The following is a 25,009-nucleotide window of genomic DNA, read 5'->3' as shown; positions in this document are numbered from 1 at the left end:
GGCCACCTTCACCCAGGGAGAGGGGGGCGCGGGCGACGGCGGGCGCAGTGCGAAGATCGGGGTATGGCAACAGCAGCGCAATGGATCGAAGGTGCCCGGCCCCGCACCCTGCCGAACGCGATCGCCCCGGTGCTCGCCGGTACCGGGGCCGCGGCGGCGCTGGGGGACGCCGTGTGGTGGAAGGCTCTGCTGGCACTCGTCGTCTCCCTCGCGCTGATCGTCGGGGTGAACTTCGCCAACGACTACTCGGACGGGATCCGCGGCACCGACGACGAACGGGTCGGGCCGCTCCGCCTGGTGGGGTCGAAACTCGCGTCGCCGACCGCGGTGAAATACGCGGCCCTGGCGTGTTTCGCCGTGGCGGCGGTCGCCGGTCTGGCCCTCGCCGCCACGACCGCATGGTGGCTCGTCGCGATCGGCGTGGTCTGCATCCTGGGGGCCTGGTTCTACACGGGCGGATCGAAACCCTACGGCTACAGCGGCTTCGGCGAGATCGCCGTGTTCGTGTTCTTCGGTCTCGTCGCGGTGCTGGGCACGCAGTTCGTGCAGGCGGAGCGCATCGACGCGGTCGGTGTTCTCACGGCCGTCGCCGTCGGGGCTTTCTCGAGTGCGGTGCTCGTGGCGAACAACCTGCGGGACATCCCCACCGACACCGAATCCGGGAAGCTGACGCTCGCCGTCCGGCTCGGCGACGCACGGACCCGAGCCCTGCACCTGGGGCTGCTGGCAGTTCCCTTCGTGGTCACGTTCGCACTCACCGCACGCACCCCGTGGGCACTGCTCGGACTCCTCGCGCTGCCCCTCGCCGTGCGCGCCAACGCCCCGGTACGTTCCGGCCGCCGGGGACTCGAGTTGATTCCGGCACTGCGCGATTCGGGGCTGGCGATGCTCGTGTGGGGTGCGGCCACCGCGGTGGCCCTGTTCCTCGCCTGAGCGGGAACAGGACCACCGACGTCACCTCCGGTCGGGGACCAGCGCGCTGAGTACGAAGTTGACGATCGAGATGATCAGGGCGCCCCAGACGGCGGTCCAGAAGCCGTCGACGGTCAGTCCGTAGTCGGTGTGGGAACTGATCCACGCCGTGAGCATCAGCATCAGCGCGTTGATGACGAGTGTGAACAGGCCGAGAGTCAGGATCAGCAGCGGCAGTGACAGCAACTGGACGAGCGGCTTCACGAACGCGTTGACGACGGTGAACACCAGTGCGATGAACAGCACGACCGCGAAGTCCCAGCCCGTACCCCGGCCCGAACTCGCGATGTCGATTCCGGTGATCCACTGGGCCGCGAGCCAGATCGCGAACGCGTTGATGACGAGACGTAGCAGGAAACTCATTCCACGACTCTGGCACACCGCCGGGACGGTGACCAGATTCGCGATCGGGACGTCAGGCCGCCCGCTCGTCCATCGCGGCGAGCAGCCGTTCCCTCAGTTCGGTGACGGAAACCCGGATTTCCAGGAGTTCCCTCGTCGCGTCGTCGGGCGCACGTAGTACACCCAGCAACAGGTGTTCGGGTCCGATGGCCCTGTCCTTCCGGGCCAGCGCCTCCCGTAGCGACAGTTCGATCGCCTTCCTGGCGCCGGGAGTGAAGCCGATGTGCCCGCTCCAGCGGGCGAGGAGGCCCTTCTCGCGCCGAGGCGGTTCGCGATCGAGCGCACCTTCCCCGAAGGTGGCCTCGAGGCTCGCCCGGACGGCGTCCAGATCGATCCCGATCGAGTCGAGTGCCGCCGCGTCCTCGACTCCCAGTGCGCTCGGACCCTGCCGCGCCGTCAGCCGGCGACGGGTGGCCTCGTACGTGACGCCCGCCGTCACGAGCACCTCGGCGGGACGCGAGTCGGCGTCGGCGAGCAAGCTCAGCACGAGGTGCGGAGTGTCGATCCGGGGAGCCCTCAGCTCGCGTGCCTGTTCCTGTGCGCCGACGACGGCGTTCCGCGCCGGTGTGGAGAATTTCTCGAACATGTTCGCCTACCTCCTCTTCCGGTTGTGCTTCTGATGGACCGCCTGCTTGCTCACTTCGAGTTCGTCGGCGATGGCCTGCCAGGACCAGCCCTGCATGCGGGCGTTGTCGACCTGGATGGCCTCGAGCCGCTCGAGTAGACGGCGCAGCGCCCGAACCGCACGCAGTCCCTCACGCGGGTCCGGGCTGCCTGCTGCTGCAGCGAGTGTGGTTGCCTCGGTCATGAAGTCAATATAAGTTGACGGCCGTCAATATGTCAACTGTCATTGACACTTGCGAGTCGACCACTCCGGAAGACTCAGTACGCCGCCACCGCCGCGTCGACGGCGGACTGCAGCCGCTCACGCGCGAACCGCGCCACCTCCATGGGCTTTCCGGGAAGCGTGAGATCCGGCACCGCGACATGCACACTCGCAGAGCGAATCCGGGTCTCCGGTCCGTAGCAGATGCCGATCGCGAGCAATGCCGGGTCCGCGCCGCGCGCGACCGCCCTGGCCACGATGTGCCCGACCCCGCTGCCGATACTCTGCACACGCGCCGGGTCACCCTCGTTGCACGTCCCCTCCGGAAAGATCGCGAGACTGTCTCCCCGAGAGATCCTTTCGGCAGAGACGTCCATCATGCGACGGCCCGCGTCCGCAACCACGCGAAGACCGTGGTCCTTCCCGCGGAAGACCGGGATACCCCCCATCACGTCGATCTTGCGCCGCTGCGCCGGGTCGACGAACAGTTCGTCCTTGGCCAGCACCCGCGTGTATCCGATCACCCGGCGCAGCGGAGTCCGCCAGGCCGTCGCGGCCAGGACGTATTGATCGCTGTGTGTGAGGTGATTGGCGACCACCACCACCGGACGTCCGGACCGCACCAGGTCACGCACCGCGCGCCGCGCACCCGAGGAGAAGCGCACCCGCGGGCGGTAGCGCAGATCGAGCAGCGCGTAGGCACCCTTCGCCGCGACGACCGGTTGCCGGTGCGTCCGGTAGTACTCGTAGACCGCATCGGCGTTGTCGAGTTCCACCTCCGGCGGATCGCCCCCGGCGGCCACGTCACCCCTGTCCACTCGTTCCACGTCCACGACTCCGATCACCCCATCCGTCTCACACGATACCCAACCTACGTACGCGTAACCTACGCTCACGTAACCTACGTCATCGTAGGTAAATCGTGGCGTAGGGAACTGCGTACCGACCCCCTGGTCGGGTACAACTGATATGTGATCCGCTCGGCCGTTTCTTCGGACCTACCTGTTCTCCAGCAGATCGAGATCGCCGCGGGAGCGCCCTTCCGCGACATCGGGATGAGTTCCATCGCCGACGACCCACCCCCGACGCTCGACGAGCTCGAGGAGTTCCTGGCGTCCGGGCGCATCTTCGTCGTGGCCGACGAGCGCGACCACCCGGTGGCCTACGCCCTCGTCGCACTGGTGGACGGCTGCGCCCACGTCGAGCAGATCTCGGTCCACCCCAGTCACGCGCACCAGGGCCTGGGTGCCCGACTGCTCGACCGCATCTCGGCATGGGCCGGCGAGCACGCCCTCCCCGCCCTCACCCTCACCACCTTCGTCGAGGTGCCGTGGAATGCGCCGTACTACCGACGTCTGGGTTTCCGTCCCGTCTCGGACTCGGAGATGACACCGGGGCTGTCCGCGATCCGCAACGCCGAGGTCCGCCTCGACGCGTGGCCGCGGGTGACGATGACCCGCCCGGTCACGCCCGCCCCGCACACCGCGAGCAAGACCGGCTGACCGGACGGCGGCGCGCGCTCAGCCGGGCCAGGAGCCGGTGCGCGCAAACGTGTCGAGTATCGCCGCCGGCCCCGCGAGATCGAGCCCCTCGGCAGCGACCCACTCGTCGTCGTAGTAGGTGTCGGCGTATCGCTCCCCGCCGTCACACAGCACCGTCACTACGCTGCCTGCCCGCCCCTGCTCGAGCATCTGCGCCACGACGGCGAACGCACCCCACAGGTTCGTTCCGGTGGATCCTCCGACACGACGACCCAGCGCCCGGCTCGCGTGCCGCATCGCGGCGATCGAGGCGGCGTCCGGGACCCGCATCATGCGGTCGATGACCTGACCGACGAACGAGGGCTCGACCCGAGGTCGGCCGATCCCCTCGATGCGGGACGGCATCCCCGTCGCGTAGTCGCACGAGCCGGTGTCGTATCCACCGAAGAACGCCGAATTCTCCGGGTCGACCACGAGCAGCCGGGTCGCGTGCCGTCGATAGCGGATGAACCGGCCGAGCGTCGCGCTGGTGCCGCCCGTGCCCGCGCTCATCACGATCCACTCCGGGACCGGATGTGTCTCCTGCTCGAGCTGCCGGAAGATCGACTCCGCGATGTTGTTGTTACCGCGCCAGTCGGTGGCTCGCTCGGCGTGGGTGAACTGGTCCATGAAATGGCCGCCGGTCTCGGCCGCGAGACGGCGTGCCTCGGAGTAGATCTCCGGGGGACGGTCGATGAAGTGGCAGCGACCGCCCTGCGCCTCGATCAGCGCGATCTTCGCGTGGCTGGTGGTGCGGGGCATCACCGCGACGAAATCGAGTCCGAGAAGCTGCGCGAAGTACGCCTCACTCACCGCAGTCGATCCCGACGACGCCTCGATCACCGTGGTGCCCTCGGTGATCCAGCCGTTGCAGATCGAGTAGAGGAACAGCGATCGGGCGAGCCGGTGCTTGAGGCTGCCGGTGATGTGCGTGGACTCGTCCTTGAGATAGAGCTGGACGTCCCACTCCGGAGGCAGCGGATAGCGCAGCAGGTGGGTGTCGGCGCTGCGTTGCGTGTCCGCGTCGATCAGCCGGACGGCATTGTCCACCCAGTCCCTCGGCCCGCTCCGGTCGACGACCGAACAGCCGTCGCCCTCGCTCACGACGAGGTTCCCTCCCCGCGAAGCCGGGCACGGAGCTCCGCCTGGTCCGCCTTGCGCTGGGCGTCGAACGCCGCGATTCCCTCGTTGACCCGGCCGCGGAGCTTCCCGAAGAGGGCCAGCGACAGCGGGAGCGCGATGAGGACCGCGAAGATGGCCGCCACGAGCAGCGGCACCTCGACGCCGACGAGGGCCGCGCCGCCGAGGATGGCCACGGCGATCACCACGACCAGGAGCATCCGGGCCAGCGAGTAGATGGCGACGTCACGGGCAAGCGTGCCCTTGGTGACGCGGGCCGGCGAAGGCGGTGTCGGACGGTTCTCGGATGACTCACTCACGACCCCGAGGTTACCTGCACGCCTCCGGAACCACCCAGCCCGAGTTATCCGATATGTCCATTACCTCCACTTTACCAACATTAGATCGTTCGAGTACCTAGGGGTTCGAGTGCCACGATGGGCTCCGAGAGTCGATCTCACGAGGACGACTCGGTTGCCAGCAGTTGGTTGCGCGAGACCTGACCCGCGAAACGCAGACACCCGGAGGACGTAGATGAGCACAGCGACCCACACCTCGATTCCGACCGGCGTCCCGGGCGGAGGCGACTCCTTGATGACGCCGGGACAGGTGGCAGCACTGTTCCACGTCGACCCGAAGACCGTCACCCGGTGGGCACACGCCGGTCGGCTCGGCTCGCTGCGGACCCCCGGTGGACACCGTCGGTTCCGCGAAGCGGAGGTCATGCAGTTGCTGCGCTCGCTGACCACGGAGGCCGCGCGCCCCTGACCGGACGGCGCCGCCCGACGGCGTCATCGCACAACCGGAGAACGTACGAGACCGAGCTCCTCGAACCGATACCGATCGGACCGAGGCGCTCGGTCTTCCGTGCGTTACCCTCGAGGTGTACCGGTTACCCTCGAGGAGCAAGGAGGTGCGCCGTGCTCTATCTGTTGGCTCTCATCGGCGTGGTGACGGTCCTGGTGCTGCTGTGGAAGGCATTCGGACCCGTCACGAAGGCGCCCGTGAACGGTCGGGTGACGGGCCCCGACGACGACCCCGAGTTCCTGTGGCGAGTGAACCGCGACGTGCATCGTAAGCACACCGACGGGGACACCCCCACCGACTCCGAGTCCTGACGGGCCGCGCTCCGGCGCGCACAGCCTGCCGGGTCCGCCCGCGCCGGACGGACCGTCGGTGCCTGCCCGCGTCGGCTGGAGCGCGCTCGTGCCCCGCTGGGGTCAGTTCCACTCCTGGACGGCGGTCGAGGTGCTCGGGAAGTCGGCCGCCACCGCTGCGGCGAGTTCGAGCAGCGCCTTGCGGGTCTTGGGCCGCAGCCGGTCCAGATCGATCTCCGCGCCCTCCTCGAGGTGCGGATCGAACGGAATCGTGCGCACCGCGCGGCACCGCTGTTCGAAGTGCTCGACCACCTTCATCAGATCGACTTTCGCCGACCGTGGCCGGACGGCGTTCACCACCGCCACCGATCGCGCGACCAGATCCCGGTAGCCGTGCGCGTCGAGCCAGTCCAGCGTCGCGGAGGCGCTGCGTGCTCCGTCGACCGAACCGGAACTGACCACGATGATCGCGTCCGCCTCCTCGAGCGTCGAGCGCATCGCCGAGTGCATCAGTCCGGTGCCGCAGTCCGTGAGCACGATGCTGTAGTACTTCTCCAGCAGCGCGACGGTGCGGCTGTAGTCCTCGCCGCTGAACGCCTCGGAGACCGCGGGATCGGAGTCCGATGCCAGGACCTCGAGGCGATGCCTGCTCTGCGAGGTGTATGCGCGTACGTCGCTGTACCGCTCGATACTGTTCGTGTCCCGCAGCAGGTTCCGCACCGTGGCGGGCGTCTCCAGGGGAATCTTCTGGCTGAGGGTGCCACGGTCGGGGTTGGCGTCGACGGCGACGACCCGGTCTCCCCGCAACGACGCGAAGGTCGAACCGAGGGTCGCGGTGGTCGTGGTCTTGCCGACGCCGCCCTTGAGGCTGAGCAACGCGATCTTGTAGCAGCCCTGCAACGGCTGGTTGATCTGCCGGGTGAGCTCGAGCCGATGCCGTTCCTTGGCGTTCGGGCCGACGTTCACCCGCCGTCCGGACATCCGGTAGAGCGCCTTGCGCCACCCCGTCGTCGGTATCGGCTTGGCCTTCTTGAGAAGCAGCGACGTGGACAGGTCGCGCGACGACACGGAGTACTGCGAGTCGGCGGCCGACTCGGGGTCCGGCCCGAAATCCGCGGGGCCGGACGGCGCCGGCGCCGAGGCCTGCTGCCGCTCCGGTTGCGGGGCGGGCGGGCGCGGCGGCTGCTGCGGAGGCCCGGGATTCCGCTCGGGGGCCGGCGCGTGCTGCGTCGGCGCCTGCGGGCGGGCCTGGCCGGGCGCAGGTCCGGGTGGCGAGAAGGGGTCGGCAGGGCGCTGGGCCGGCCCAGGTGATCGGTCCGGCGCCGGCGCCTGCGGGGGCCGGCCGGCCGGAGCCGACTGGCCCGGCGCATGCTGCGGCGGCGGCGCGAACGGGTTGGGGCCCTGCGGCTGCACGTACGGCTGGCGGGTCCTGCGGGCGCGATCTGCCTCGCCTGCCGGTCGCGCGGGCTCCCAACCGCCCACGTTGTCGTCAGCCATCAGCCTTCATCCCCCTCGAAGATTCTCGGACCCGGTGGTCCGGATCAGTTCAGTCCTGCATACGAGTGCAGGCCGGACACCACCATGTTGATGATGAACAGATTGAACAGCATCGCCGCGAAGCCTGCCACGTTGATCCACGCGGCCTTCGTGTCCCGCCATCCGGACGTCGCCCGGGCATGCAGGTAGGCCGCGTAGATCACCCAGGCGATGAACGACACCGTCTCCTTGGGGTCCCAGCCCCAGAACCGGCCCCATGCCGCCTCGGCCCAGATCGCGCCGAGGATCACACCCGCGCCGAACAGCGGGAACCCGATGATGGTGGTCTTGTAGGCGAGCCGGTCCAGTGTCAGGGCGTCCGGCAGTCGTTCGGCGAGCCGACCGAAGACGCTCGCTCCCTCCGCACCCTTCGGATAGCGGATGCGCAGGAGGAACAGGAGGCTGGCGACACCGGAGATGAGGAACACGCCCGAGCCGACGCTGACGACGGTGACGTGGATCGGCAACCAGAACGACCTCAGGGCCGGGACGACGGGCGCGGCGTCCGCGTAGAGCACGGTGCCCGCGAGGAAGATCAGGATCAGGACGGGCACCAGCATGAAGACCCAGAGCACCCGGTAGGCGGGCTTCGCCATCAACACCAGGCCACCGAGCAACGTGGCCGCGCACGCCATCGCGACGAACTCGTACATGTTGCCGAGCGGGAAGCGTTCGGTCGACAGGCCCCGCAACACGATCGAGGCGATGAGCAGCACCGTGCCGACCACGAGGACCGCGTACCCCATGCCCCCGAACCGGTCGGCCAGGGTCCGGCGCGGCTGTTCGGCCACCCGCCCGGGAGTGGCGGCGGTGCCGTCGGACCCCGAGGTGCCCCCGGCGGCCACGAGTTCCTTCTCCTCGGCACCCTCACGGACCTGGACGGCGCGGGCACGCGTGGACGCGTACTGGATCACGAGCAGGACGAACGCGAGCACCAGCACCGCGAACGCGGACTCGAAGGCCCAGTCGCTGTACTGCGCCAATGTCTCGTTGATGGTCATCGATCGCTCTTCCCTTGCTCGTCCGTCAACAGCCGGTCGCACAGCTTGTCGAACTCGTCGCCCCAACCGGCCTGATCGGTGCGGGCGAGCCCACCCAGTTCTACTACGGTACGTCGTTCATCGGAACCGCCTGCGCCCGACGGGTGGATACGCGCCCACACCCGCCGCCGCTTGATCAGCAGTGACACGAGCAGGCCGGCCATCGCCGTCAGCGAGAACACGAGCACCCACTGCTGTGCCGGGTCGTGCGAGACCTGCAGGTTCACGAAGTCGACGGCACCGTCGAACTGGACACGGGTGCCGTCGGCCAAGGTCGTCGACTCGCCGGGATACAGGTTCACCCGGTCCTGCTTGATCAGTCTGCCCTGGTTGATCAGTTCCTTGTTGAGCTCGAACAGCGACTGCGGGCTGCCGGTGTCGAGCCCCGAATCGCCCTTGTAGATGTCGATCGCGACCGCCGGGTCGTTCATCGCGGGGTAGCTGGACGACAGCAGGCTCCCGTGGAAGAAGGCGGTCGGTGCGAACAGCCCCTCGATCGCGATCTGGTTCCTGCGCCTCTCGTCCGCCTCCGGGTACATCCCGCCCGGCGGGTCGAAGCGCATCGCTCCGCTGCTGAGGAACGTCGTGGCGTCGGACGGCGCCCACTGGACGGTCTCCGTCCGGGTCTCCCCGTTCGGGAACGTCACGGTGAACGTCGGGGCGTAGCCGTGGCCCTGCAGATACACGCGGTCCGCCTCGACCCGCAGCGGGTGGTTGACCCGCAGCTCGGCATCGCGCCAGGTGTCGGACTCGAGGTCGGCACCCGCCTGGTAGCGGATGTTCGAGGTGAACATCTCGGCCTGGCCGGTGTCGAGGTAGTCGGCCCGGAAGTCGTCGACCCGGATGCACATGGGGGTCATCCCGGTGCCGTCGTTGACGTTGCCGGCGATGAACGAGTCGAAGACGGCCGGCGTGGTGGTGCAGAAACCGGGTCCCCCGTTCGCGACGACGATGACGTTGCCCTCGTAGCCGAACAGCTTGCCGACCGCGATCGCCACGAGCAGTCCGACCAGCGACAGGTGGAACACCAGGTTCCCGGCCTCGCGCAGGTAGCCCTTCTCCGCGGAGACGGTGACCTCGTCGTCGTCGCCGTGTGGGCCACCGGTGCGCGACTCCACCCGCCATCCCTTCAGGTGGCCTCGGATGCGGGCCGCCAGTGCCTCCGGCGACTCCGTGACCTCGGCGCGGCGGTGGTGCGGCAGCCGCGACAGATTCCGTGGGGCGCGGACGGGACGGGTCCGCAGCGCGCGGTAGTGCTCGACGCAGCGCGGCAGGATGCAGCCGACGAGGGAGATGAACAGCAGGACGTAGATCGCGGTGAACCAGAAGCTGCCGAACACGTCGAACAGTTCCAGCCGGTCCATCCAGGGCCCCAGCGTGGGGCGCGCCCCGATGTACTCGTCGACCTTGCCCGCGTTGAGGCTGCGCTGCGGCAACAGAGCGCCGGGGATGGCGGCGAGGGCCAGCAGGAACAGCAGCATCAATGCGGTACGCATCGACGTGAGTCCCCGCCAGGTGTTACGGATCAGTGCCAGGGCACGTCCCAGCGCTCCCTGCCGCGGCGGCGGGGCGGCCTCGGGCGCCGGGGCGGTGTCGGTCTGGGTCATATCGGCAGGGTCACCTCCGAGATAAAGGCGTCCCGGACCCAGCTGACGAACAGGTCCCACGCGCCGGTGACGAGGGCGATACCCACCGCCACCAGCATGATTCCGCCGAAGATCTGAACAGTACGTGCGTTGCGCCGCAGCCAGCCGACGCCCCGCAGCGCCCGGGCCGAACCGAACGCGAGGATGACGAACGGCAGTCCGAGGCCGAGGCAGTAGGCGACGATCAGGGTCACGCCACGCGCAGCGGTGGTGCCCTCGGTTCCCGCGGCCAGGGAGATCACCCCGGCCAGCGTCGGCCCCAGGCACGGCGTCCACCCGAGTGCGAACACCGCACCCAGCAACGGCGCCCCGGCCAGCGAGGAGATCGCGCGCGGCTCCATCCGGGTGTCCCGCTGCAGCGCAGGCACCAGGCCGACGAACACCAGGCCCATCGCGATGGTGACGACACCACCCACCCGCATGAGCACCTCGCGGTTGACGGCGAGCATCGAGATCGCGCCGAACACCGAAGCGGTCGCCAGGACGAAGACCACGGTGAATCCGGCGACGAACAATGCCGCCGCCCCCGCGACGCGATAGCGACCGCGCACCTTCGTCCGGGTCGAGGCCTCCTGGGCGGTCACCGCGGGAGCGTCCGCACCCACGACCCCCGCCAGATAGGACAGGTACCCGGGTACCAGCGGCACCACGCACGGCGACGCGAAGGACACCAGACCGGCGAGCATGCAGACGCCGAGCGCGAGCACCAGCGGTCCGGACACCGCCGTCGACTGGAACGTGTCACCGACCCCGGACTGGGCCAGCACCATCTCGGCCACGGTGAACTCCGACATCAGCGGTCCTGCGTGTCTTCCGCGGCGATGCGGTCCACGACGGGCTGCAGGTCCTCGGCGAGCAGTTCCTTGAGGAACACCGCCGCGACCCGGTGCTCACGGTCGAGGACGATCGTCGTCGGCACCACCGACGTCGGGTACCCGGCGCCGAAGGCCATCAGGGTGCGCATCGGCGGGTCGTAGATCGACGGGAAGGTGATCCCGTTGTCGACCACGAAGTCCTGTGCCTTGTCCTGGAAGTTGTCGCGCACGTTGATACCGAGAAAGGCCACCCCGCGGTCCTTGCTCGCCTGGTAGACCTCCTCGAGGTCGTCCGCCTCCGACCGGCACGGGCCGCACCACTGACCCCACACGTTGAGGACCACGACCTGGCCCTCGAAGTCCTCGAGGCCGACGGTCTCGCCCTCCTCCATGAGGTCGGGTCCGGACAGCTTCCCCACCGTGCCGCGCTCGGCCGGCGGGTCGTAGAAGATCTCCGTCTGCCCACCCGGCGAGACGAAGTCGAACGTCCCGCCCTGGACGACGGCGTCGTTGCCACTCGCACACGACGCCAGCGCCAGCATCCCGGCACAGATCGCCGCGATCACCCCGGTCGATCGAGTGCGCGGCGCCGTGATGCGCCCGCCTCTCATGCTCCGGTCACCCTCGGATCCGACGCCCCCGCGGGCTCGGAGTACACGATGTCGACGAGGGTGTCGCCGCTGTAGACGAGCGAGGTCAGCGACGCGAGTGCGCACTGGCGGTGGCGCGGATCGTGCCAGAGCCGCTCACCCTGGAGGAACCGGCGCAGGGTCCACACCGGCAGCTGGTGACTCACGACGACGGCCTCGTGGCCGCGGGCCGCCGCCCTGGCGTTGCCGACCGCCGCCAGCATCCGGTGCGCGATCTGCAGGTACGGCTCACCCCACGACGGCGTGAACGGATCGCGCAGCTTCCACCAGTGCCGGGGACGGCTCAGTGCACCGTCTCCGACGGAGACCTTCAGCCCCTCGAACTCGTTGCCCGCCTCGATGAGGTTCTCGTCGGTGACGATCGGCAGGCGGTGCGCGCGGGCGATCGGGGTCGCGGTCTCCTGCGCGCGCTGCAGCGGCGAGGCCGCGACGTGCGTGACGTCGTGACCGGCCAGCACCGAGGCAACCGTCCTGGCCTGGGATTCGCCGTGCACCGACAGGCGGAACCCGGGGAGGCGCCCGTAGAGGATGCCGCGCGGGTTGTGCACCTCACCGTGGCGGAGTACGTGCACGATCGTCGTGGTCTGGGCAGACGCGTCGGTGTCGATGTCGTCCGTGGGGGGCGTGATGTCGGCGTCGGTCACGGTGCGGGTTCCTCGGGTGGCTGGGCCGGTTGAAGGCGCGGTCGGGTGGGTGATGGGTGCGGCCGGGGTGGTCGGGCGGGCGGTCACGGCCGGGCCGCCGCCGCTGCGGCGGCCGCGTGGGGCAACGCGTCCGCGATGATCGAGAAGGCGGTGTCGTCGAGGGCCGCGGAGACGAACCAGGCCTCGAACGCACTCGGCGGCGCGTACACGCCGCGGGCGAGCAGTTCGTGGAAGAAGGGCGCGAACCGCCAGGTCTCTGCGGCCCTGGCGCCCGCGTAGTCGACGACGGGTTCGGCGCCGAAGAAGACGCTGAGCAGCGACCCCGCGGTCTGCACCCGATGGACGACACCGGCGTCGGTGAGGGCGTCGGTCAGCAGGCCGGCGAGGGTCGCCGCGTTCCGGTCGAGGGCCGCGTACACCTGGTCGTCGGCAGCACGGAGGCTGGCGAGCCCGGCGGCGACGGCGACCGGGTTCCCGGACAGTGTGCCCGCCTGGTAGACGGGGCCGGACGGCGCGAGGCGGGCCATGACGTCGGCGCGCCCGCCGAACGCCGCTGCGGGCAGTCCCCCGCTCATGACCTTGCCGAACGTGTAGAGGTCACCGGGGACCGGGTCCAGCCCGTACCAGCCTGCGGCGCTGACCCGGAATCCCGTCATCACCTCGTCCATGACGAGCAGGGCACCGTGCGCGGTGGCGATCTCGCGCAGTCCGGCGTTGAATCCGGGCAGCGGTGCGATCGCGCCCATGTTCCCTGCGGCCGCCTCGGTGATGATGCAGGCGATCTGCCCCTCGTTCGCGGCGAAGGCCGCGGCCACCGCGTCGAGGTCGTTGTAGGGCAGCACGATGGTGTCCTCGGCCTGGGCGCCGGTGACGCCGGGCGAGGTCGGCAGCCCGAAGGTGGCGAGGCCGGATCCGGCGTCGGCGAGCAGTGCGTCGACGTGCCCGTGATAGCACCCGGAGAACTTGACGATCTTGCTGCGTCCGGTGAATCCGCGGGCCAGGCGCACGGCGCTCATGGTCGCCTCGGTGCCGGAGTTCACCAGCCGCACCTGCTCGACGGGAGTGACCCGCGAGACGATCTCCTCGGCGAGTGCGATCTCGCCCTCGGTCGGTGCGCCGAAGGACAGCCCCGTGGTCGCTGCCGCGCGGACCGCGTCCACCACGGCGGGGTGCGCGTGCCCGAGGATCATCGGCCCCCACGAACACACCAGGTCGACGTACGTGTTGTCGTCGACGTCGGTGAGCGTGTAGCCCGACGCCGACGCGATGAAGCGGGGGCTGCCACCGACCGAACCGAACGCGCGCACCGGAGAGTTGACTCCACCGGGGATGACTGCTTCGGCCCGTCGGAACAGTCGCTCGGACGTCGTGGCGGGTAGTGGGGATTCACCGGCTGGGACAGTCACGATCTCCAGTGTCCCAGTTCTTCTGAATTTGCCAACGACAGGGTGTAGTGGGTGGCGCGGATCACGTGCCTCGCCGCCCCCCACCAGTGGGTGAAGGGACCATTCGACCGATCTGACGAGCCCGAGGGACCAGTCACCCCGTGGATACACCGGCGGGATGCACCGGCGGGATGCGCCCGACTGCAGACCCGTGTGCGCCCGGCCACTGCTGTTTCGGGACGCCAGCGCGAACCCGCGGTGCTGGCTAGGGTCGGGTCATGGCTACCACCGAGGCGTACGAGAGCACCGACCGGACGACCGCCGAGAAGACCACCGCCGAGTACCTCACCGCCGCGCTCGACGGTCGCTGGCACGAGGTACGCGAACGCGCCCGCGCCGACCTGACGAACGACCCCGACTTCGCCCCGCACTACACCCCCGACCTCGCCGAGGCCAGGAACAAGACTCTCGCCCAGATGCGCAAGCTCGCCGGACGCGGATACGCCGCCGACGGCTTCGCGACCGAGCACGGCGGCACCGGCGACACCGGCGCCGCGGTCACCAGCATCGAGATGCTGGCCATGTCCGACCTGTCCCTGATGGTCAAGGCGGGTGTCCAGTGGGGCCTGTTCGGTGGGGCGATCGAGAACCTCGGGACCGCCCGCCACCACGAACAGTACGTCCGGCCGACCATCGACCTGGACCTGCTGGGCTGCTTCGCGATGACCGAGACCGGTCACGGCAGCGATGTCCAGGAGTTGGAGACGACGGCGACGTACGACCCGGAGACCCGCGAATTCGTGATCCACTCGCCGACCCCCTCCTCGCGCAAGGACTACATCGGTGGCGCCGCGGAACACGCCCGGACCGCGGCGGTGTTCGCGCAGCTGGTGACGGGCGGTCAGTCCCACGGCGTGCACTGTTTCGTCGTGCCGATCCGGGACGAGGACGGCAACGACCTCCCCGGGGTCAGCACCTCCGACTGCGGCTACAAGGGCGGCCTTCCCGGCGTCGACAACGGCCGCATCCTCTTCGACCGGGTGCGGATCCCCCGGGAGAACCTCCTCAACCGCTACGGCGACGTCAGCGAGGACGGCGAGTACTCGTCCCCCATCGAATCGACCGGCCGCCGGTTCTTCACCATGGTCGGCACCCTGGTCCGCGGCCGGGTCACGGTCGGCGGGTCCGCCGGCGCGGCCGCACGCGTGGCACTGTCGATCGCCACCCGATACGCATTGCAGCGCAGGCAGTTCCAGGCCCCGGGCGACGCCGAGGAGACGCTGCTCATGGACTACCTGATGCACCAGAAGCGGCTGCTGCCACTGATCGCCCGGTCCTACGCGCTGGGGTTCGCCCAGAACGAGCTGGTGTCCGCGCTGCACGACCTCCAGGCCGCAGGCGACGACGTCGACCCCACCGACCAGCGCGAACTCGAAGGCCGCGCCGCGGGACTCAAGGCCGCGACCACCTGGCACGCCACCCGCGCCATCCAGGAAGCCAGGGAGGCCTGCGGAGGTGCCGGATACATGGCCGAGAACCGGCTCACCGCGCTCAAGGCGGACACCGACGTGTTCACCACCTTCGAGGGCGACAACCACGTCCTCACCCAGTTGGTCGCGAAGGAACTGCTCACCTCCTACGCGGAGGAGGTCCGCGAGATGGGCCCCTCCGACTGGATGCGTTTCGCCGCCACCACCGTGTCGGACGTGGTCAAGAAGCGCACCGCCGCCCAGCAGATCCTCCAGACCATCCTCGACACCCGCCAGGACAACGAGGAGGACGGCAGCCTCTTCAACCGCGGCACCCAGATGTCGATGTTCGAGGACCGCGAGGAGTACCTGATCTCGACGGCCGCCCGGCGCCTGCAGGGAGCCCAGAAGCGGGAGGACAGCGCGTTCGACGCGTTCAACTTCGTGCAGGATCACGTCCTGCACGCCGCCCGCGCTCACATCGACCGCGTCGTACTGGAGGCGTTCGTCGCCGGCATCGACTCGTGCACCGACGAGGCCGCGTGCGAGCTGCTCAGCGACCTCTGCGACCTCTACGCGTTGAGTGTGATCGAGGAGGACAAGGCCTGGTTCATGTCCCACCGGCACCTGTCGGTGGAACGCTCGAAGGCGGTCCTGCGCGGAATCAACGAGCGGTGCCGCACGCTGCGTCCGCACGCGGCGACGCTGGTGGCAGGTCTCGGTGTCCCGGAGGCCCTGCTCGGTTCGGCGATGCTCGACGGACCCGGCACCGATGCGGTGCGAGACACCCTGCTGGATCGCTGACGACTCGTCACGCGCCGGGCGCGGTATGCGCCCGGATGCGTCGTACCGCGTCGACGACCAGGAGACCGGCGATCGTCGCCAGCGCGGTGGCCCCCGCAATCCACGCCCCCGAGTAGTGGCTGGATTCGAAAGCGGGGGCATCCACGACGAGGGGCTCGAACCGCGTCGTCACCGTGGCCGAACTCGCGCACCATCCGGCGAGGGCCAGGGCGACGAGCGCCGCGAGCGCCTCCGCCGTCACCACGGTCCTCCCCGAGATCACGCCCCCGCCTCCCGCACCGGGACGAGCGCGTCCAGCTGCCGACGCAGTTCCGCCGAGTCCCGGGCCCAGGCCCGGACCAGTCCGCCGCCGCGGAGCCGCAACCCGATCGCGGTACGACGGCGTGGCACGTTCGCCAGTTCCCCGAGGGCCCGAGCGGTTTCCCACTTCTCCAGCTCGTACTCGTCGGGATCGGCCGGTGGGAGGACCTCGGCGATGTCCGCGAGCGCCAGTTCCTCGGTGCCGTCGCGCAGTGTCGTCCGGGTCAGCTCGACGCTCACGTGCGTGCGGGCGGCGACCACCTGCAGGGCCACCAGCCCCGCGGTGAGGACGGCGGCGAGGAGCAGTGCGAACCAGTGCACGAGAGGGCCGGTGAACAGTTCCGCAGTGAGCACCACGAGGCAGAAGATCGGTCCGTAGGCCACGACGCGCCACTGACCGCCCGGCTCGCTGAACAGGACCTCGTCAGTCACCGGGGAACCACTCCGTCACATCGCTGGGTAGGCACATCACGCGGATGCGCATCACTGGCAAGGCTCATCGTAGGGAAGGGCCGTACGTCGGGCAGGAGCGCCGGGGGCGGCACGTCTCCGACCGCTCGTCGGCGGATCCTCGAAAACCGGTCAGCCGGCGACGATCCCGGGCACGAGAAGCATGAGGAAAGCGAGCAACATCAGGGCGGCGACGATGCCGAACAGAAGTGCTTCCTTACGTGACCCGCGAGCCCGCTCTTCAACACGCATGTACTGGATTCCTCCGGTCGCTCTGCACAATCCTCGGTGCCAACATACTGTGACGAAGTTCACGGTACAACCCCGGGCGGCAAGTTACCAACGGCCCTGATTCTCGGGCGGAGGTCCCGGCAGGAAGAACGCGTTGGACTCCTTGCGATACATCAGCACGATCGCCCCGACAGCGGTCACCGCCTGCAGGATCTGGGCGGCACCGAGGAGCATCGTGCCGGTGGCTCCGGCGGGCGCGAAGTCGTCCCCGGCACCGAACAACAGTGGGACGGTCATGACCGTCAACAGCACGCCCACCACGGTGAGCACCGTGCGCGCCCACGCCCGTCCACGCGTCATCGTCCGCACGATCAGCAGGAACAGCGCGGTGACCACGACGACGATCAGTGCCGTGACCCCGATCCCCACCGCGAACAGGGTCTCGACCGCACCCTGGTCGAGCGTGACCTCCCCGGACTGGACGGTCGGCTCCCGCAACAATTGATCCACGAACGCGTCCCGGTCCCCCGCCACCACCGCGACGGCCATGAGCCCCTGCAGCAGCCCCAGTCCGGCGACAGCCCACCACAGGTGCCGAGCCGTGTGGACATCCACCGGGGCCGGGCGGGGCGGTGTCCGCGGCGGCTGCCACTGCATCGGCGGCTGCTGCTGGTATCTGTCGTACTGCGGGGGCAGGTCACTCATGCCACCAGGGTATCGGCCGATGTCCGAATATCCCGAGCCGAGCACAGATGCGAAAGTGCTTGTCTTCGGCCCCGTCGACCGCGACGCTGTCGGTATGCCCCTCGAACGTCGTCGCGGTACCACCACCGGGTTCCTCGCATGCGCGCTCACCCTGGTGGTCGCAGCCGGATGCGCCACGGAAGAGGTCGGCGACCCGTCCCCGGAGAGCCCGACCCTCACCACCGCGCCGCCGACACCCCCACCCGAACAGGGCGGGGCACCCGGCCACCCGCTGGCCGGTTTCGACGAGGTCGTCGCCGCGTTCGACGGCTCCACCGGACTGGCGATCGCACCTGTCGGGGGTGGGCAGTCACTCGTCGCCGGCGACGTCCAGACCGGCCCGGCCTGGGCGACGATCGACGTCGCGGTCTCCCTCGCCCGCGAGCGAGGCGAACCCGACCCGACGGATCCACGCGTCGTGGAAGAGGTGCTACGCGAATACGGCGACCCCGCAACCGTCGTCGGCGCTCCCCTCGAGCAGACGGAGTGGTCACTCCCCGCCCAGGCCCAGTTCGCGTCGTTCGTGCCGTGTGACGAGCGCAGCGGGCCCGCACTCGCCGGCCCCGAGACGCCGGAATGGGGCCTGGGCGCCGTCGAGGGCGCCCAGTTCAGCTCCGGCACAGGCACCGACCCCGGCGCCGGATACTCGATACGACAGTTCGGTGTGGTGCCGTCCGGGACGGGTCAGCTCGCCGTGGCCCTCGCGGTCACTTCCGCATCCGATGCCGCGACAGCCCGAGACCAGGCGACCCGCCTCGCCGAATGGATCGCGGCCCGCGCCGCGGCGATGGGCCTGCCACCGGGATGCTGAGAGGCGTCAGCGCCGACCACTCAGCCGCCGCGCGACTTCAGCGCAGACCACTCAGCCGCCGCGCGACTTCAGCGCCGACCACTCAGCCGCTGCGCGACTTCAGCGCCGACCACTCAGCCGCTGCGCGACTTCGGTGGCCCAATAGGTGAGCACGATGTCCGCCCCCGCACGACGAATGCCGACCAGCGATTCGAGGATCGCCGCGTCACGGTCGATCCAGCCGTTCTGCGCGGCCGCGGTGATCATCGCGTACTCACCCGAAATCTGGTAAGCGGCAACAGGAACAGGCGAACGGTCCGCCGTCTCGCGCAACACGTCGAGGTACGACATGGCCGGCTTCACCATCACCATGTCCGCGCCCTCGGCGAGGTCGAGGTCCACCTCCCGGAGCGACTCCCGCCGATTCGCCGGATCCTGCTGGTAGGTCCGGCGGTCGCCGTGCAGCGACGACCCGACCGCTTCACGGAACGGGCCGTAGAAGGCGGAGGCGTACTTCGCCGCGTACGCCAACTGACCCACTTCCTGGTGCCCCGCAGCGTCGAGCGCAGCCCGGATGGCCGCGACCTGGCCATCCATCATCCCGCTCGGACCGAGCAGATGCGCGCCGGCGTCGGCCTGCGCCACCGCCATGTCCGCGTACTGCTTCAGGGTCGCGTCGTTGTCCACTCCGCCCGCGGCGTCGAGCACTCCGCAGTGGCCGTGGTCGGTGAACTCGTCCAGGCACGTGTCCGCCATGAGGACCGTCTCGTCACCGAGTTCGGTGGCCAGCGAACGCAGCGCCCGGTTGAGCACCCCTTCGGGTGCCACCCCGCACGTGCCCCGCGCATCCTTGTCCTCCGGACGCGGTACACCGAACAACATCAGCCCGCCGACGCCCGCGGCGACCGCCTCGGAGGCGGCCTCCCGCAGCGAGTCCTGCGTGTGCTGGACGACGCCCGGCATCGACGAAATGGGCCGCGGCTCGTCGATGCCGTCCGCGACGAACATCGGCAGCACGAGGTGCCGGGGCTCGAGCGACGTCTCGGCGACCAGCCTGCGCATCGCCGGGGATCGGCGCAGACGCCGGGGGCGGTGAGTCGGAAACACCTCGACACTTCCCTTCCGGGGGAGGGCGATTCGGCGGACTGGTCGGACTGTCAGCGACGCGCGCGAGACTTCTTGCGCGGCGGCGGCAGTGCGCCCTCGGCCCGCAGCCGGGCCGCGTGCTCGGCGAGCGCCTCCACCAGCGGACCCACCTGCGCGGTCTCCGGCTGCACGTCCACCCGGAGACCGAACTCCGCAGCGGTCTCGGCGGTCTTCGGGCCGATGCATGCGACGAGGGTGCGGGCGTGGGGCTTTCCGGCGATACCGACCAGATTCCGGACGGTCGAGGACGAGGTGAAGCACACGGCGTCGAACCCACCGGTCTTGATCATCTCGCGGGTCTCGGCCGGCGGCGGCGCGGCCCGAACCGTGCGGTAGGCCGTCACGTCATCGATCTCCCAGCCGCGCTCGCGCAGGCCCTCGGCGAGGGTCTCGGTGGCGATGTCGGCGCGCGGCAGGAGAACTCGGTTGACCGGATCGAACACGTCGTCGTACGGGGCGAACTCGGCGAGCAGACCCTCACTGGACTGCTCCCCCGCGGGAACCAGTTCCGGGGTGATGCCGAACGAGCGCACCTTGTCCGCCGTGGCCTCGCCGACACACGCGATCTTCACACCCGAGAACGCCCGTGCGTCGAGCCCGAACTCCTCGAACTTCTCCCACACCGCACGCACCGCGTTGGTCGAGGTGAAGACCACCCACTGGTAGCGGCCGTCGACCAAACCCTTGACGGCCCTTTCCATCTGGGCCGGGCTGCGCGGCGGCTCGACGGCAATGGTCGGTACCTCGATCGGGATGGCCCCGTGCGTGACGAGCCGATCGCTCATCTCCCGGGCCTGCTCCTTCGTGCGCGGCACCAGCACCTTCCAGCCGTACAGTGCACGCGACTCCCACCACGACATCTTGCCGCGCTGCGCGACGACCTTGCCGACGGTGACGATCAGCGAACCGACCATCTCCGAGCCGGCCTCGTTGAGTGTCGCCAGGGTGGCCTCCACGGTGCGCTGCTGGCGCGTGGTGCCGTGGACGGTGATCGCGGCCGGCGTCTGCGGCGCCAGACCGTGCTCGACGAGCGCGCTCGCCGTCTCGGCCAGATGGCCCGACGTCGCGTGCAGGACCAGGGGGCCGGGCGCAGCTGCGAGGGCAGCCCAGTCGACCTCGCTGCGCACGTCCGCCTCGGTGTGTCCGGACCCGAGTGCCATACCGGCGTACGCGGGCACCGTCGCCGCGGACGGCAGGCCGGGCAGGACCTCGAACTGCACCTGGGTACGCGCCACCGCGGTGACCTCCGCGATCACCGAATCGGTGGTCAGCGGATCCCCGGAGACGAGGCGCACGACGTCGTGGCCGTTCTTCGCCTCGTTGACCAGGGTCTTGGCCACGTCACCCGGCTCGCCCAACGCGGGGCGTACCTCGGCGACCGGCTCCCCGGTCTCCGGGTCGTCGCCGAGATCGGCACCGACGAGGGCAGACACGCCCTTGTCGACATCCGGATCGGTGAAGGCCAGGGCGGCAGAGGTGAGGACGTCCCGGGCGCGGACGGTGAGCAGGGCCGGGTCGCCCGGACCGGACCCCACGAAGAGGATTCGTCCGGGGGCGTTCTTGCGAACTCGGCTCATCGGTGATTCTCCAGTGCGGTCATGTTTCGAGAGGGGTACAGATCTCGAGAGGGGTACAGGGGGGAGGCAGGTCGGTGGGTGCGCCGGGGCGACGGCGGCCATCGCAGATCAAGCATCGGCATCACCGTCCCCGGACGCGGTCATCAACTCGCGGGCTCCCAGTTCGAGCAACTCACGGGCGACCCGACGACCCAGTGCCTCGGCATCGGCGGGCGCGCCGACGGCACCGGCACGCACGACATCGGAGCCGTCGAGCGCAGCGGCACAGCCGCGCACGGACAGCTCGTCGAACACGCGGCCGTCCTCGTCGAGCGACTCCACGACCTCGGCCACTGCTCCCACCGGCGCGGTGCATCCCGCTTCGAGCTCGGCGAGCAGGGCTCGTTCGGCGGTGACCGCCGCGTGACTGGCCGGATCGTCCAGCCCGGCGAGAATCGCCACCAGCGCCGCATCCTCCGACAGGCATTCGACGGCCAACGCGCCCTGCGCAGGGGCCGGCAGCATCTGGACCGGCTCGAGCGCCTCGGTCACCTCGTCCTGGCGTCCGATCCGGACCAACCCCGCGCGGGCGACGACGACGGCGTCGAGCTCACCGGTGGCGACACGACGCAGCCGGCTGTCGAGATTGCCGCGCAGCGGAACGACGTCCAGGCCGAGTCCGAGGGCGCGGAGCTGCGAGGCACGCCGGGGGGCGCTGGTGCCGACGCGTGATCCGGCCGGGAGCTCGCCGAGCACCAGACCGTCGCGCGCGACGAGCGCGTCCCGGGAATCTTCGCGGGGCGGGACGGCGGCGATGGTGAAGCGCTCGTCCGCCGCGGTCGGCAGATCCTTGTACGAGTGCACGGCCACGTCGACGCGGCCGTCGACGAGTGCCTCGCGCAGCTCTGCGGTGAACACGCCGACACCGATCTTCTCCACCGGGTCGGACGACTGGTCGCCCTTGGTCTTGACGACGACGAGCTCGGCGTCGTGGCCGGCTCCGATCAACGCGTCACGAACCGTTCCGGCCTGGGTGGTGGCGAGCAGGCTGCCCCGGGTGCCGATCCGGAGTGTGCGAGTGCCGACGGCGCTCATTCCTGCACGTCCTTTCCTGGGTTGGTGATGTCCTCGTCCACCTGGTCGATCACGAAGTGCCGCAGACGCGGATCCTCACCCGAGATGAAGGCGTTGGACAGATCGATGTCGGCAGCGAGCTCGGACGACTGGGCGACGGCCGCGACCGAACCGGGCGTGAGCTCGAACAACTCGCGCAGGGCGGCCGCGTAGGCGTCGCCGCCCGGTGACGACGCGAGCTGCTTGACCCGGACCGTCGGAGCGTGCAGCAGCTTGTCCACCACCCGGCGGACGGTACGAGCGACCTCGTCGCGCTGCGGGTCGTCGAGACCGGGCAACCGTGAGTCCAGTCGCAGCAACTCCCCCTCGACGACCTCCGCTGCCCGCTGCCGCAGTGCGGTGACGGTGGGGGTCACCTCGGCCATCCGCTGGCCGGTGAGATAGTTCGTGAGTTCGGCGGCGACGATCGCACGCGCGGCCTCGGCATCGGAGGCGGCAGCGCCGGTGGCCGGATCCGCCTGCAGCGATTCCATGTCGAGCACGGTGACACCGGGCAACCCCCCGACGGCGTGCTCGACGTCCCGGGGCAGACCCAGGTCGCAGATCACCAGCGGGCGATCGGCGGTGCGGCCGGCCTGGGCGAGCGCGACGTGCGCGTCGGCCAGCGTGACCACGGCGCCGACCGCCCCGGTACAGGTCACGAGGACATCCGCGTCGTGCATGGCCGTCGCGAGATCCGACAGCGGCGCGGCGGCGGCATCGACACCACCGGCGCGCGCGGTCTCGGCGAGATGCTCCGCCCGCTCGGTCGTCCGGTTGACGACGGTGATCCGGTCGATTCCGGCCCGGATCAGGTGCGCGACCGACAGCCCGCCCATGGCGCCCGCCCCGACCACGACGGCACTGCGGCCGGCGAGACCACCACCGATGATCGTGGCTGCCCGGTCCAGGGCGACCGAGACCACCGAGGCGCCCGCGGCATCGATGCCGGTCTCGGTGTGTACCCGCTTGCCCACCCGCAGCGCCTGCTGTGCCAGCTCGTGCAGAGTTCGGCCGGCGGCCTGCTGGGCGTCGGAGGACGCGTACGCGGCACGGATCTGGCCGAGGATCTGCTGCTCCCCCAGAACCATCGAGTCGAGCCCGCTGGCCACCGCGAACAGATGCTCGGCCGCGGCCTCGCTGTAGCGCACGTAGGCGTGCTGGTGTAGATCCGCGAGCGTGATCCCGGAATGCTCGGCGAGCAACTCGCCGACCTCGGTGAGGGCGCCGTGGAACGCATCGACGACGGCGTATATCTCGACCCGGTTGCAGGTGGAGACGATCATCGCCTCGGAGATGTGGGTGGAGCCCAGCAACTTGTCCGTCAGCTTCGGGCGATCCGCCTCGGTCACCGCCACGCGCTCCAGCACCGGCACGGGTGCCGTCCGGTGCGAGACCCCGACAAGCAGAACACTCACGGCGCGATCACTGATCCGTTTCTTGGCTCGGTGGACGGGACGCCACTGCTGCCGATCACCTGCGCGGACGCGGGCTGTTCGTTGTTGCGGGCGCTGCTGAAGGACAGGAGCTGCATCTCGGCGGCCAGGTCGACTCGACGGAGTTCCACGTGGTCGGGGACGTCGAGAGCGACGGGCGAGAAACTCATGACGCACCGCAGCCCGGCGGCGACGAGGGCGTCGCACACCTGCTGGGCGGCGTCGTCGGGTGTGGCGATCACGCCGATCGTGGCCTGCAGATCGGCGCAGGCGCCGTCCAGGGTGTCGATGTGGCGGACCACCAGGTCGCCCACTCGGGTTCCCACCAGATCCGGGTCGGTGTCGAAGAGGGCGACCATCGCGAAGCCGCGGCGCACGAACCCGCCGTAGCCGGCCAGCGCGCGGCCCAGGTTCCCGACACCGACGAGGACGACGCGGTGTCCCCGGTCCAGGCCCAGGGCACGCTCGATCCGCTTGCGGAGCCGGGTCACGTCGTAGCCCACGCCGCGGACGCCGTTCGGGCCGAGGAAGGACAGATCCTTACGGAGCTTCGCCGACCCCACTCCGCACGCCTTCGCCAGTTCCTCGCTCGACACGATGGTGGCGCCGTCGTCCGCGAGCATTTCCAGGACCCGCAGATACGAGGCGAGGCGGCTCACCGTAGCCTGGGGGATGTCGCGCGATTCAGCTACCGCGGCGGAAGCGGACGGTCCGACAGCGGCCGTGACGCCTGGGGCCACCGGCCCGCGCGCCTGGTGCTGTTCGGTCACGTGTTGGCTCCTCGTCCGGGAGGCAGTGCGATGCCGCCCTTCGCGATGCTCCGGGGAATTCGTTCACACCACGGTAACCGCTTGTGAACCCATGCACAAAGTCGCTGACGGCGCGGCTTATGTGCTCCCACCTGCAAAGCGTCCGAAACGGAGTGAGTTAGGCGCGCCTTACTTGCGCAAATCGGCCCGAAGGCGCTCCACGTCGACGTCCCAGTAACTGTGCTCCCTGCCGTCGAGTAGCACGACGGGTAGCCGATCGCCGAATTCAGCACGTAGATCGGGTTGCGAGGCCGCCACATCGTCCACGTCGAGCTGGGTGGGGGTCACCGCGAACTCCGCACACACCGCCACCAGTTCGGCCCACGCACCCACGCACGCACCGCACCCGGCGCGGGTGAGAAGTGTCACCTCGTGGCTGTTGCCGTCCCACTCTGTCACGTCGCGATCTCCTCACTGATCCGGCCCGGCGGCACAGCCTCCGACCAGCGCGTTCGGAGACGGCGATCACAGGTGTTCCGCGTCGCGCCGATCCGGCCGCTGTCCTCGGG

Annotated in this window: 28 protein-coding genes; 6 read left to right on the top strand and 22 right to left on the bottom strand. The window is 69.8% G+C overall.

Annotated features, from left to right (window positions below):
- Positions 1-63 precede the first annotated feature (63 nt).
- Positions 64-933, top strand: coding sequence for a 1,4-dihydroxy-2-naphthoate polyprenyltransferase (locus G4H71_RS15775; RefSeq protein ID WP_072738411.1), 870 nt, complete (start codon positions 64-66; stop codon positions 931-933).
- Between the two features lie 21 nt (positions 934-954).
- Here the strand turns inward: G4H71_RS15775 and G4H71_RS15770 are convergent, their stop codons facing one another.
- From G4H71_RS15770 to G4H71_RS15755, 4 genes are all read right to left on the bottom strand, one after another.
- Complete coding sequence (locus G4H71_RS15770) at positions 955-1,335, bottom strand: phage holin family protein (protein WP_072738412.1); 381 nt, start codon at positions 1,333-1,335, stop codon at positions 955-957.
- Between the two features lie 52 nt (positions 1,336-1,387).
- A complete protein-coding gene (locus G4H71_RS15765; protein WP_072738413.1) occupies positions 1,388-1,960 on the bottom strand; it encodes a Clp protease N-terminal domain-containing protein in 573 nt (190 codons plus the stop codon).
- Between the two features lie 6 nt (positions 1,961-1,966).
- Positions 1,967-2,182: a helix-turn-helix domain-containing protein gene (locus tag G4H71_RS15760; protein WP_072738414.1), complete on the bottom strand. Its 216-nt coding sequence runs from the start codon at positions 2,180-2,182 to the stop codon at positions 1,967-1,969.
- A gap of 74 nt (positions 2,183-2,256) precedes the next feature.
- The gene (locus G4H71_RS15755; protein WP_254777833.1) at positions 2,257-3,027 is read right to left on the bottom strand and encodes a lysophospholipid acyltransferase family protein; all 771 of its coding nucleotides are present in this window, start codon (positions 3,025-3,027) and stop codon (positions 2,257-2,259) included.
- A 144-nt stretch (positions 3,028-3,171) separates the two neighbouring features.
- On the opposite strand from G4H71_RS15755, the gene G4H71_RS15750 reads away from it, so the two are divergent.
- Positions 3,172-3,702: a GNAT family N-acetyltransferase gene (locus G4H71_RS15750; protein WP_072738415.1), complete on the top strand. Its 531-nt coding sequence runs from the start codon at positions 3,172-3,174 to the stop codon at positions 3,700-3,702.
- 18 nt (positions 3,703-3,720) lie between these two features.
- On the opposite strand, the gene cds1 is transcribed toward G4H71_RS15750, so the two are convergent.
- The gene (cds1, locus tag G4H71_RS15745; RefSeq protein ID WP_072738416.1) at positions 3,721-4,824 is read right to left on the bottom strand and encodes an L-cysteine desulfhydrase Cds1; all 1,104 of its coding nucleotides are present in this window, start codon (positions 4,822-4,824) and stop codon (positions 3,721-3,723) included.
- Complete coding sequence (locus G4H71_RS15740; protein ID WP_072738417.1) at positions 4,821-5,159, bottom strand: DUF4229 domain-containing protein; 339 nt, start codon at positions 5,157-5,159, stop codon at positions 4,821-4,823. The genes cds1 and G4H71_RS15740 overlap by 4 nt, the downstream gene beginning before the upstream one ends.
- Before the next feature lie 214 nt (positions 5,160-5,373).
- On the opposite strand from G4H71_RS15740, the gene G4H71_RS15735 reads away from it, so the two are divergent.
- Positions 5,374-5,607, top strand: coding sequence for a BldC family transcriptional regulator (locus G4H71_RS15735; protein ID WP_072738418.1), 234 nt, complete (start codon positions 5,374-5,376; stop codon positions 5,605-5,607).
- Positions 5,608-5,759: 152 nt separating this feature from the next.
- Complete coding sequence (locus G4H71_RS15730) at positions 5,760-5,957, top strand: hypothetical protein (protein ID WP_072738419.1); 198 nt, start codon at positions 5,760-5,762, stop codon at positions 5,955-5,957.
- Positions 5,958-6,059: 102 nt separating this feature from the next.
- On the opposite strand, the gene G4H71_RS15725 is transcribed toward G4H71_RS15730, so the two are convergent.
- The 7 genes from G4H71_RS15725 to hemL form a co-directional block, all read right to left on the bottom strand.
- Positions 6,060-7,433 carry a MinD/ParA family ATP-binding protein gene (locus G4H71_RS15725; RefSeq protein ID WP_072738420.1) on the bottom strand — a complete coding sequence of 458 codons (1,374 nt, stop codon included), beginning with the start codon at positions 7,431-7,433 and terminating at the stop codon, positions 6,060-6,062.
- 44 nt (positions 7,434-7,477) lie between these two features.
- Complete coding sequence (gene ccsB, locus G4H71_RS15720) at positions 7,478-8,473, bottom strand: c-type cytochrome biogenesis protein CcsB (protein ID WP_072738421.1); 996 nt, start codon at positions 8,471-8,473, stop codon at positions 7,478-7,480.
- A complete protein-coding gene (resB, locus tag G4H71_RS15715) occupies positions 8,470-10,119 on the bottom strand; it encodes a cytochrome c biogenesis protein ResB (protein ID WP_072738422.1) in 1,650 nt (549 codons plus the stop codon). Before resB ends, ccsB begins: the two co-directional genes overlap by 4 nt.
- Entirely contained in the window at positions 10,116-10,928 is an 813-nt protein-coding gene (locus G4H71_RS15710) for a cytochrome c biogenesis CcdA family protein (protein WP_139183261.1), read from the bottom strand. The genes resB and G4H71_RS15710 overlap by 4 nt, the downstream gene beginning before the upstream one ends.
- A gap of 23 nt (positions 10,929-10,951) precedes the next feature.
- The gene (locus G4H71_RS15705) at positions 10,952-11,515 is read right to left on the bottom strand and encodes a TlpA disulfide reductase family protein (RefSeq protein ID WP_072738470.1); all 564 of its coding nucleotides are present in this window, start codon (positions 11,513-11,515) and stop codon (positions 10,952-10,954) included.
- 65 nt (positions 11,516-11,580) lie between these two features.
- On the bottom strand, positions 11,581-12,231 hold the full coding sequence (locus tag G4H71_RS15700) for a histidine phosphatase family protein (protein ID WP_072738471.1): 651 nt from the start codon (positions 12,229-12,231) through the stop codon (positions 11,581-11,583).
- Positions 12,232-12,350: 119 nt separating this feature from the next.
- Positions 12,351-13,673 (bottom strand): glutamate-1-semialdehyde 2,1-aminomutase, encoded by a 1,323-nt coding sequence (hemL, locus tag G4H71_RS15695; RefSeq protein ID WP_072738424.1) that lies wholly within the window; start codon positions 13,671-13,673, stop codon positions 12,351-12,353.
- A 257-nt stretch (positions 13,674-13,930) separates the two neighbouring features.
- Between hemL and G4H71_RS15690 the strand changes: the two genes are divergently transcribed.
- Positions 13,931-15,925 (top strand): acyl-CoA dehydrogenase family protein, encoded by a 1,995-nt coding sequence (locus tag G4H71_RS15690; RefSeq protein WP_072738425.1) that lies wholly within the window; start codon positions 13,931-13,933, stop codon positions 15,923-15,925.
- 7 nt (positions 15,926-15,932) lie between these two features.
- Here G4H71_RS15690 and G4H71_RS15685 read toward each other — a convergent pair whose 3' ends face one another.
- The 3 genes from G4H71_RS15685 to G4H71_RS15675 all read right to left on the bottom strand — a co-directional run bounded on the left by G4H71_RS15685 (position 15,933) and on the right by G4H71_RS15675 (position 17,611).
- Positions 15,933-16,187: a hypothetical protein gene (locus G4H71_RS15685; protein WP_072738426.1), complete on the bottom strand. Its 255-nt coding sequence runs from the start codon at positions 16,185-16,187 to the stop codon at positions 15,933-15,935.
- Positions 16,184-16,657 (bottom strand): transport-regulating membrane protein Mce1N, encoded by a 474-nt coding sequence (gene mce1N / locus G4H71_RS15680; RefSeq protein ID WP_072738427.1) that lies wholly within the window; start codon positions 16,655-16,657, stop codon positions 16,184-16,186. Before mce1N ends, G4H71_RS15685 begins: the two co-directional genes overlap by 4 nt.
- Positions 16,658-17,011: 354 nt before the next feature.
- Positions 17,012-17,611 (bottom strand): hypothetical protein, encoded by a 600-nt coding sequence (locus tag G4H71_RS15675; protein WP_246442099.1) that lies wholly within the window; start codon positions 17,609-17,611, stop codon positions 17,012-17,014.
- A gap of 94 nt (positions 17,612-17,705) precedes the next feature.
- Here G4H71_RS15675 and G4H71_RS15670 point away from each other — a divergent pair, with 94 nt between their 5' ends.
- A complete protein-coding gene (locus G4H71_RS15670) occupies positions 17,706-18,461 on the top strand; it encodes a hypothetical protein (RefSeq protein WP_072738428.1) in 756 nt (251 codons plus the stop codon).
- A gap of 99 nt (positions 18,462-18,560) precedes the next feature.
- On the opposite strand, the gene hemB is transcribed toward G4H71_RS15670, so the two are convergent.
- The 6 genes from hemB to G4H71_RS15640 all read right to left on the bottom strand — a co-directional run bounded on the left by hemB (position 18,561) and on the right by G4H71_RS15640 (position 24,899).
- Complete coding sequence (gene hemB / locus G4H71_RS15665) at positions 18,561-19,547, bottom strand: porphobilinogen synthase (protein ID WP_072738429.1); 987 nt, start codon at positions 19,545-19,547, stop codon at positions 18,561-18,563.
- 50 nt (positions 19,548-19,597) lie between these two features.
- On the bottom strand, positions 19,598-21,163 hold the full coding sequence (locus G4H71_RS15660; RefSeq protein WP_072738430.1) for a bifunctional uroporphyrinogen-III C-methyltransferase/uroporphyrinogen-III synthase: 1,566 nt from the start codon (positions 21,161-21,163) through the stop codon (positions 19,598-19,600).
- Between the two features lie 108 nt (positions 21,164-21,271).
- Positions 21,272-22,237 (bottom strand): hydroxymethylbilane synthase, encoded by a 966-nt coding sequence (hemC, locus tag G4H71_RS15655; RefSeq protein WP_072738431.1) that lies wholly within the window; start codon positions 22,235-22,237, stop codon positions 21,272-21,274.
- Complete coding sequence (locus G4H71_RS15650) at positions 22,234-23,673, bottom strand: glutamyl-tRNA reductase (protein WP_072738432.1); 1,440 nt, start codon at positions 23,671-23,673, stop codon at positions 22,234-22,236. Before G4H71_RS15650 ends, hemC begins: the two co-directional genes overlap by 4 nt.
- Entirely contained in the window at positions 23,670-24,461 is a 792-nt protein-coding gene (locus G4H71_RS15645; RefSeq protein ID WP_083343083.1) for a redox-sensing transcriptional repressor Rex, read from the bottom strand. The genes G4H71_RS15650 and G4H71_RS15645 overlap by 4 nt, the downstream gene beginning before the upstream one ends.
- A 168-nt stretch (positions 24,462-24,629) precedes the next feature.
- Positions 24,630-24,899 (bottom strand): glutaredoxin family protein, encoded by a 270-nt coding sequence (locus G4H71_RS15640; RefSeq protein ID WP_072738433.1) that lies wholly within the window; start codon positions 24,897-24,899, stop codon positions 24,630-24,632.
- Positions 24,900-25,009 lie beyond the last annotated feature (110 nt).

It is taken from the genome of Rhodococcus triatomae (genome assembly GCF_014217785.1).
In the GTDB taxonomy this organism is placed as follows: Bacteria; Actinomycetota; Actinomycetes; order Mycobacteriales; family Mycobacteriaceae; genus Rhodococcus_F; species Rhodococcus_F triatomae.
This window is presented reverse-complemented; position numbering and strand designations above follow the sequence as displayed.

Coding starts and splice junctions, on each gene's coding strand:
- hemC (WP_072738431.1), bottom strand. CDS start 22,237: ATGAGCGCCGTCGGCACTCGCACACTCCGGATCGGCACCCGGGGCAGC.
- G4H71_RS15675 (WP_246442099.1), bottom strand. CDS start 17,611: ATGAGTGACCTGCCCCCGCAGTACGACAGATACCAGCAGCAGCCGCCG.
- G4H71_RS15705 (WP_072738470.1), bottom strand. CDS start 11,515: ATGCTGGCGCTGGCGTCGTGTGCGAGTGGCAACGACGCCGTCGTCCAG.
- G4H71_RS15670 (WP_072738428.1), top strand. CDS start 17,706: ATGCCCCTCGAACGTCGTCGCGGTACCACCACCGGGTTCCTCGCATGC.
- G4H71_RS15770 (WP_072738412.1), bottom strand. CDS start 1,335: ATGAGTTTCCTGCTACGTCTCGTCATCAACGCGTTCGCGATCTGGCTC.
- G4H71_RS15735 (WP_072738418.1), top strand. CDS start 5,374: ATGAGCACAGCGACCCACACCTCGATTCCGACCGGCGTCCCGGGCGGA.
- G4H71_RS15690 (WP_072738425.1), top strand. CDS start 13,931: ATGGCTACCACCGAGGCGTACGAGAGCACCGACCGGACGACCGCCGAG.
- G4H71_RS15660 (WP_072738430.1), bottom strand. CDS start 21,163: ATGAGCCGAGTTCGCAAGAACGCCCCCGGACGAATCCTCTTCGTGGGG.
- G4H71_RS15760 (WP_072738414.1), bottom strand. CDS start 2,182: ATGACCGAGGCAACCACACTCGCTGCAGCAGCAGGCAGCCCGGACCCG.
- G4H71_RS15765 (WP_072738413.1), bottom strand. CDS start 1,960: ATGTTCGAGAAATTCTCCACACCGGCGCGGAACGCCGTCGTCGGCGCA.
- resB (WP_072738422.1), bottom strand. CDS start 10,119: ATGACCCAGACCGACACCGCCCCGGCGCCCGAGGCCGCCCCGCCGCCG.
- G4H71_RS15725 (WP_072738420.1), bottom strand. CDS start 7,433: ATGGCTGACGACAACGTGGGCGGTTGGGAGCCCGCGCGACCGGCAGGC.
- ccsB (WP_072738421.1), bottom strand. CDS start 8,473: ATGACCATCAACGAGACATTGGCGCAGTACAGCGACTGGGCCTTCGAG.
- G4H71_RS15775 (WP_072738411.1), top strand. CDS start 64: ATGGCAACAGCAGCGCAATGGATCGAAGGTGCCCGGCCCCGCACCCTG.
- G4H71_RS15710 (WP_139183261.1), bottom strand. CDS start 10,928: ATGGTGCTGGCCCAGTCCGGGGTCGGTGACACGTTCCAGTCGACGGCG.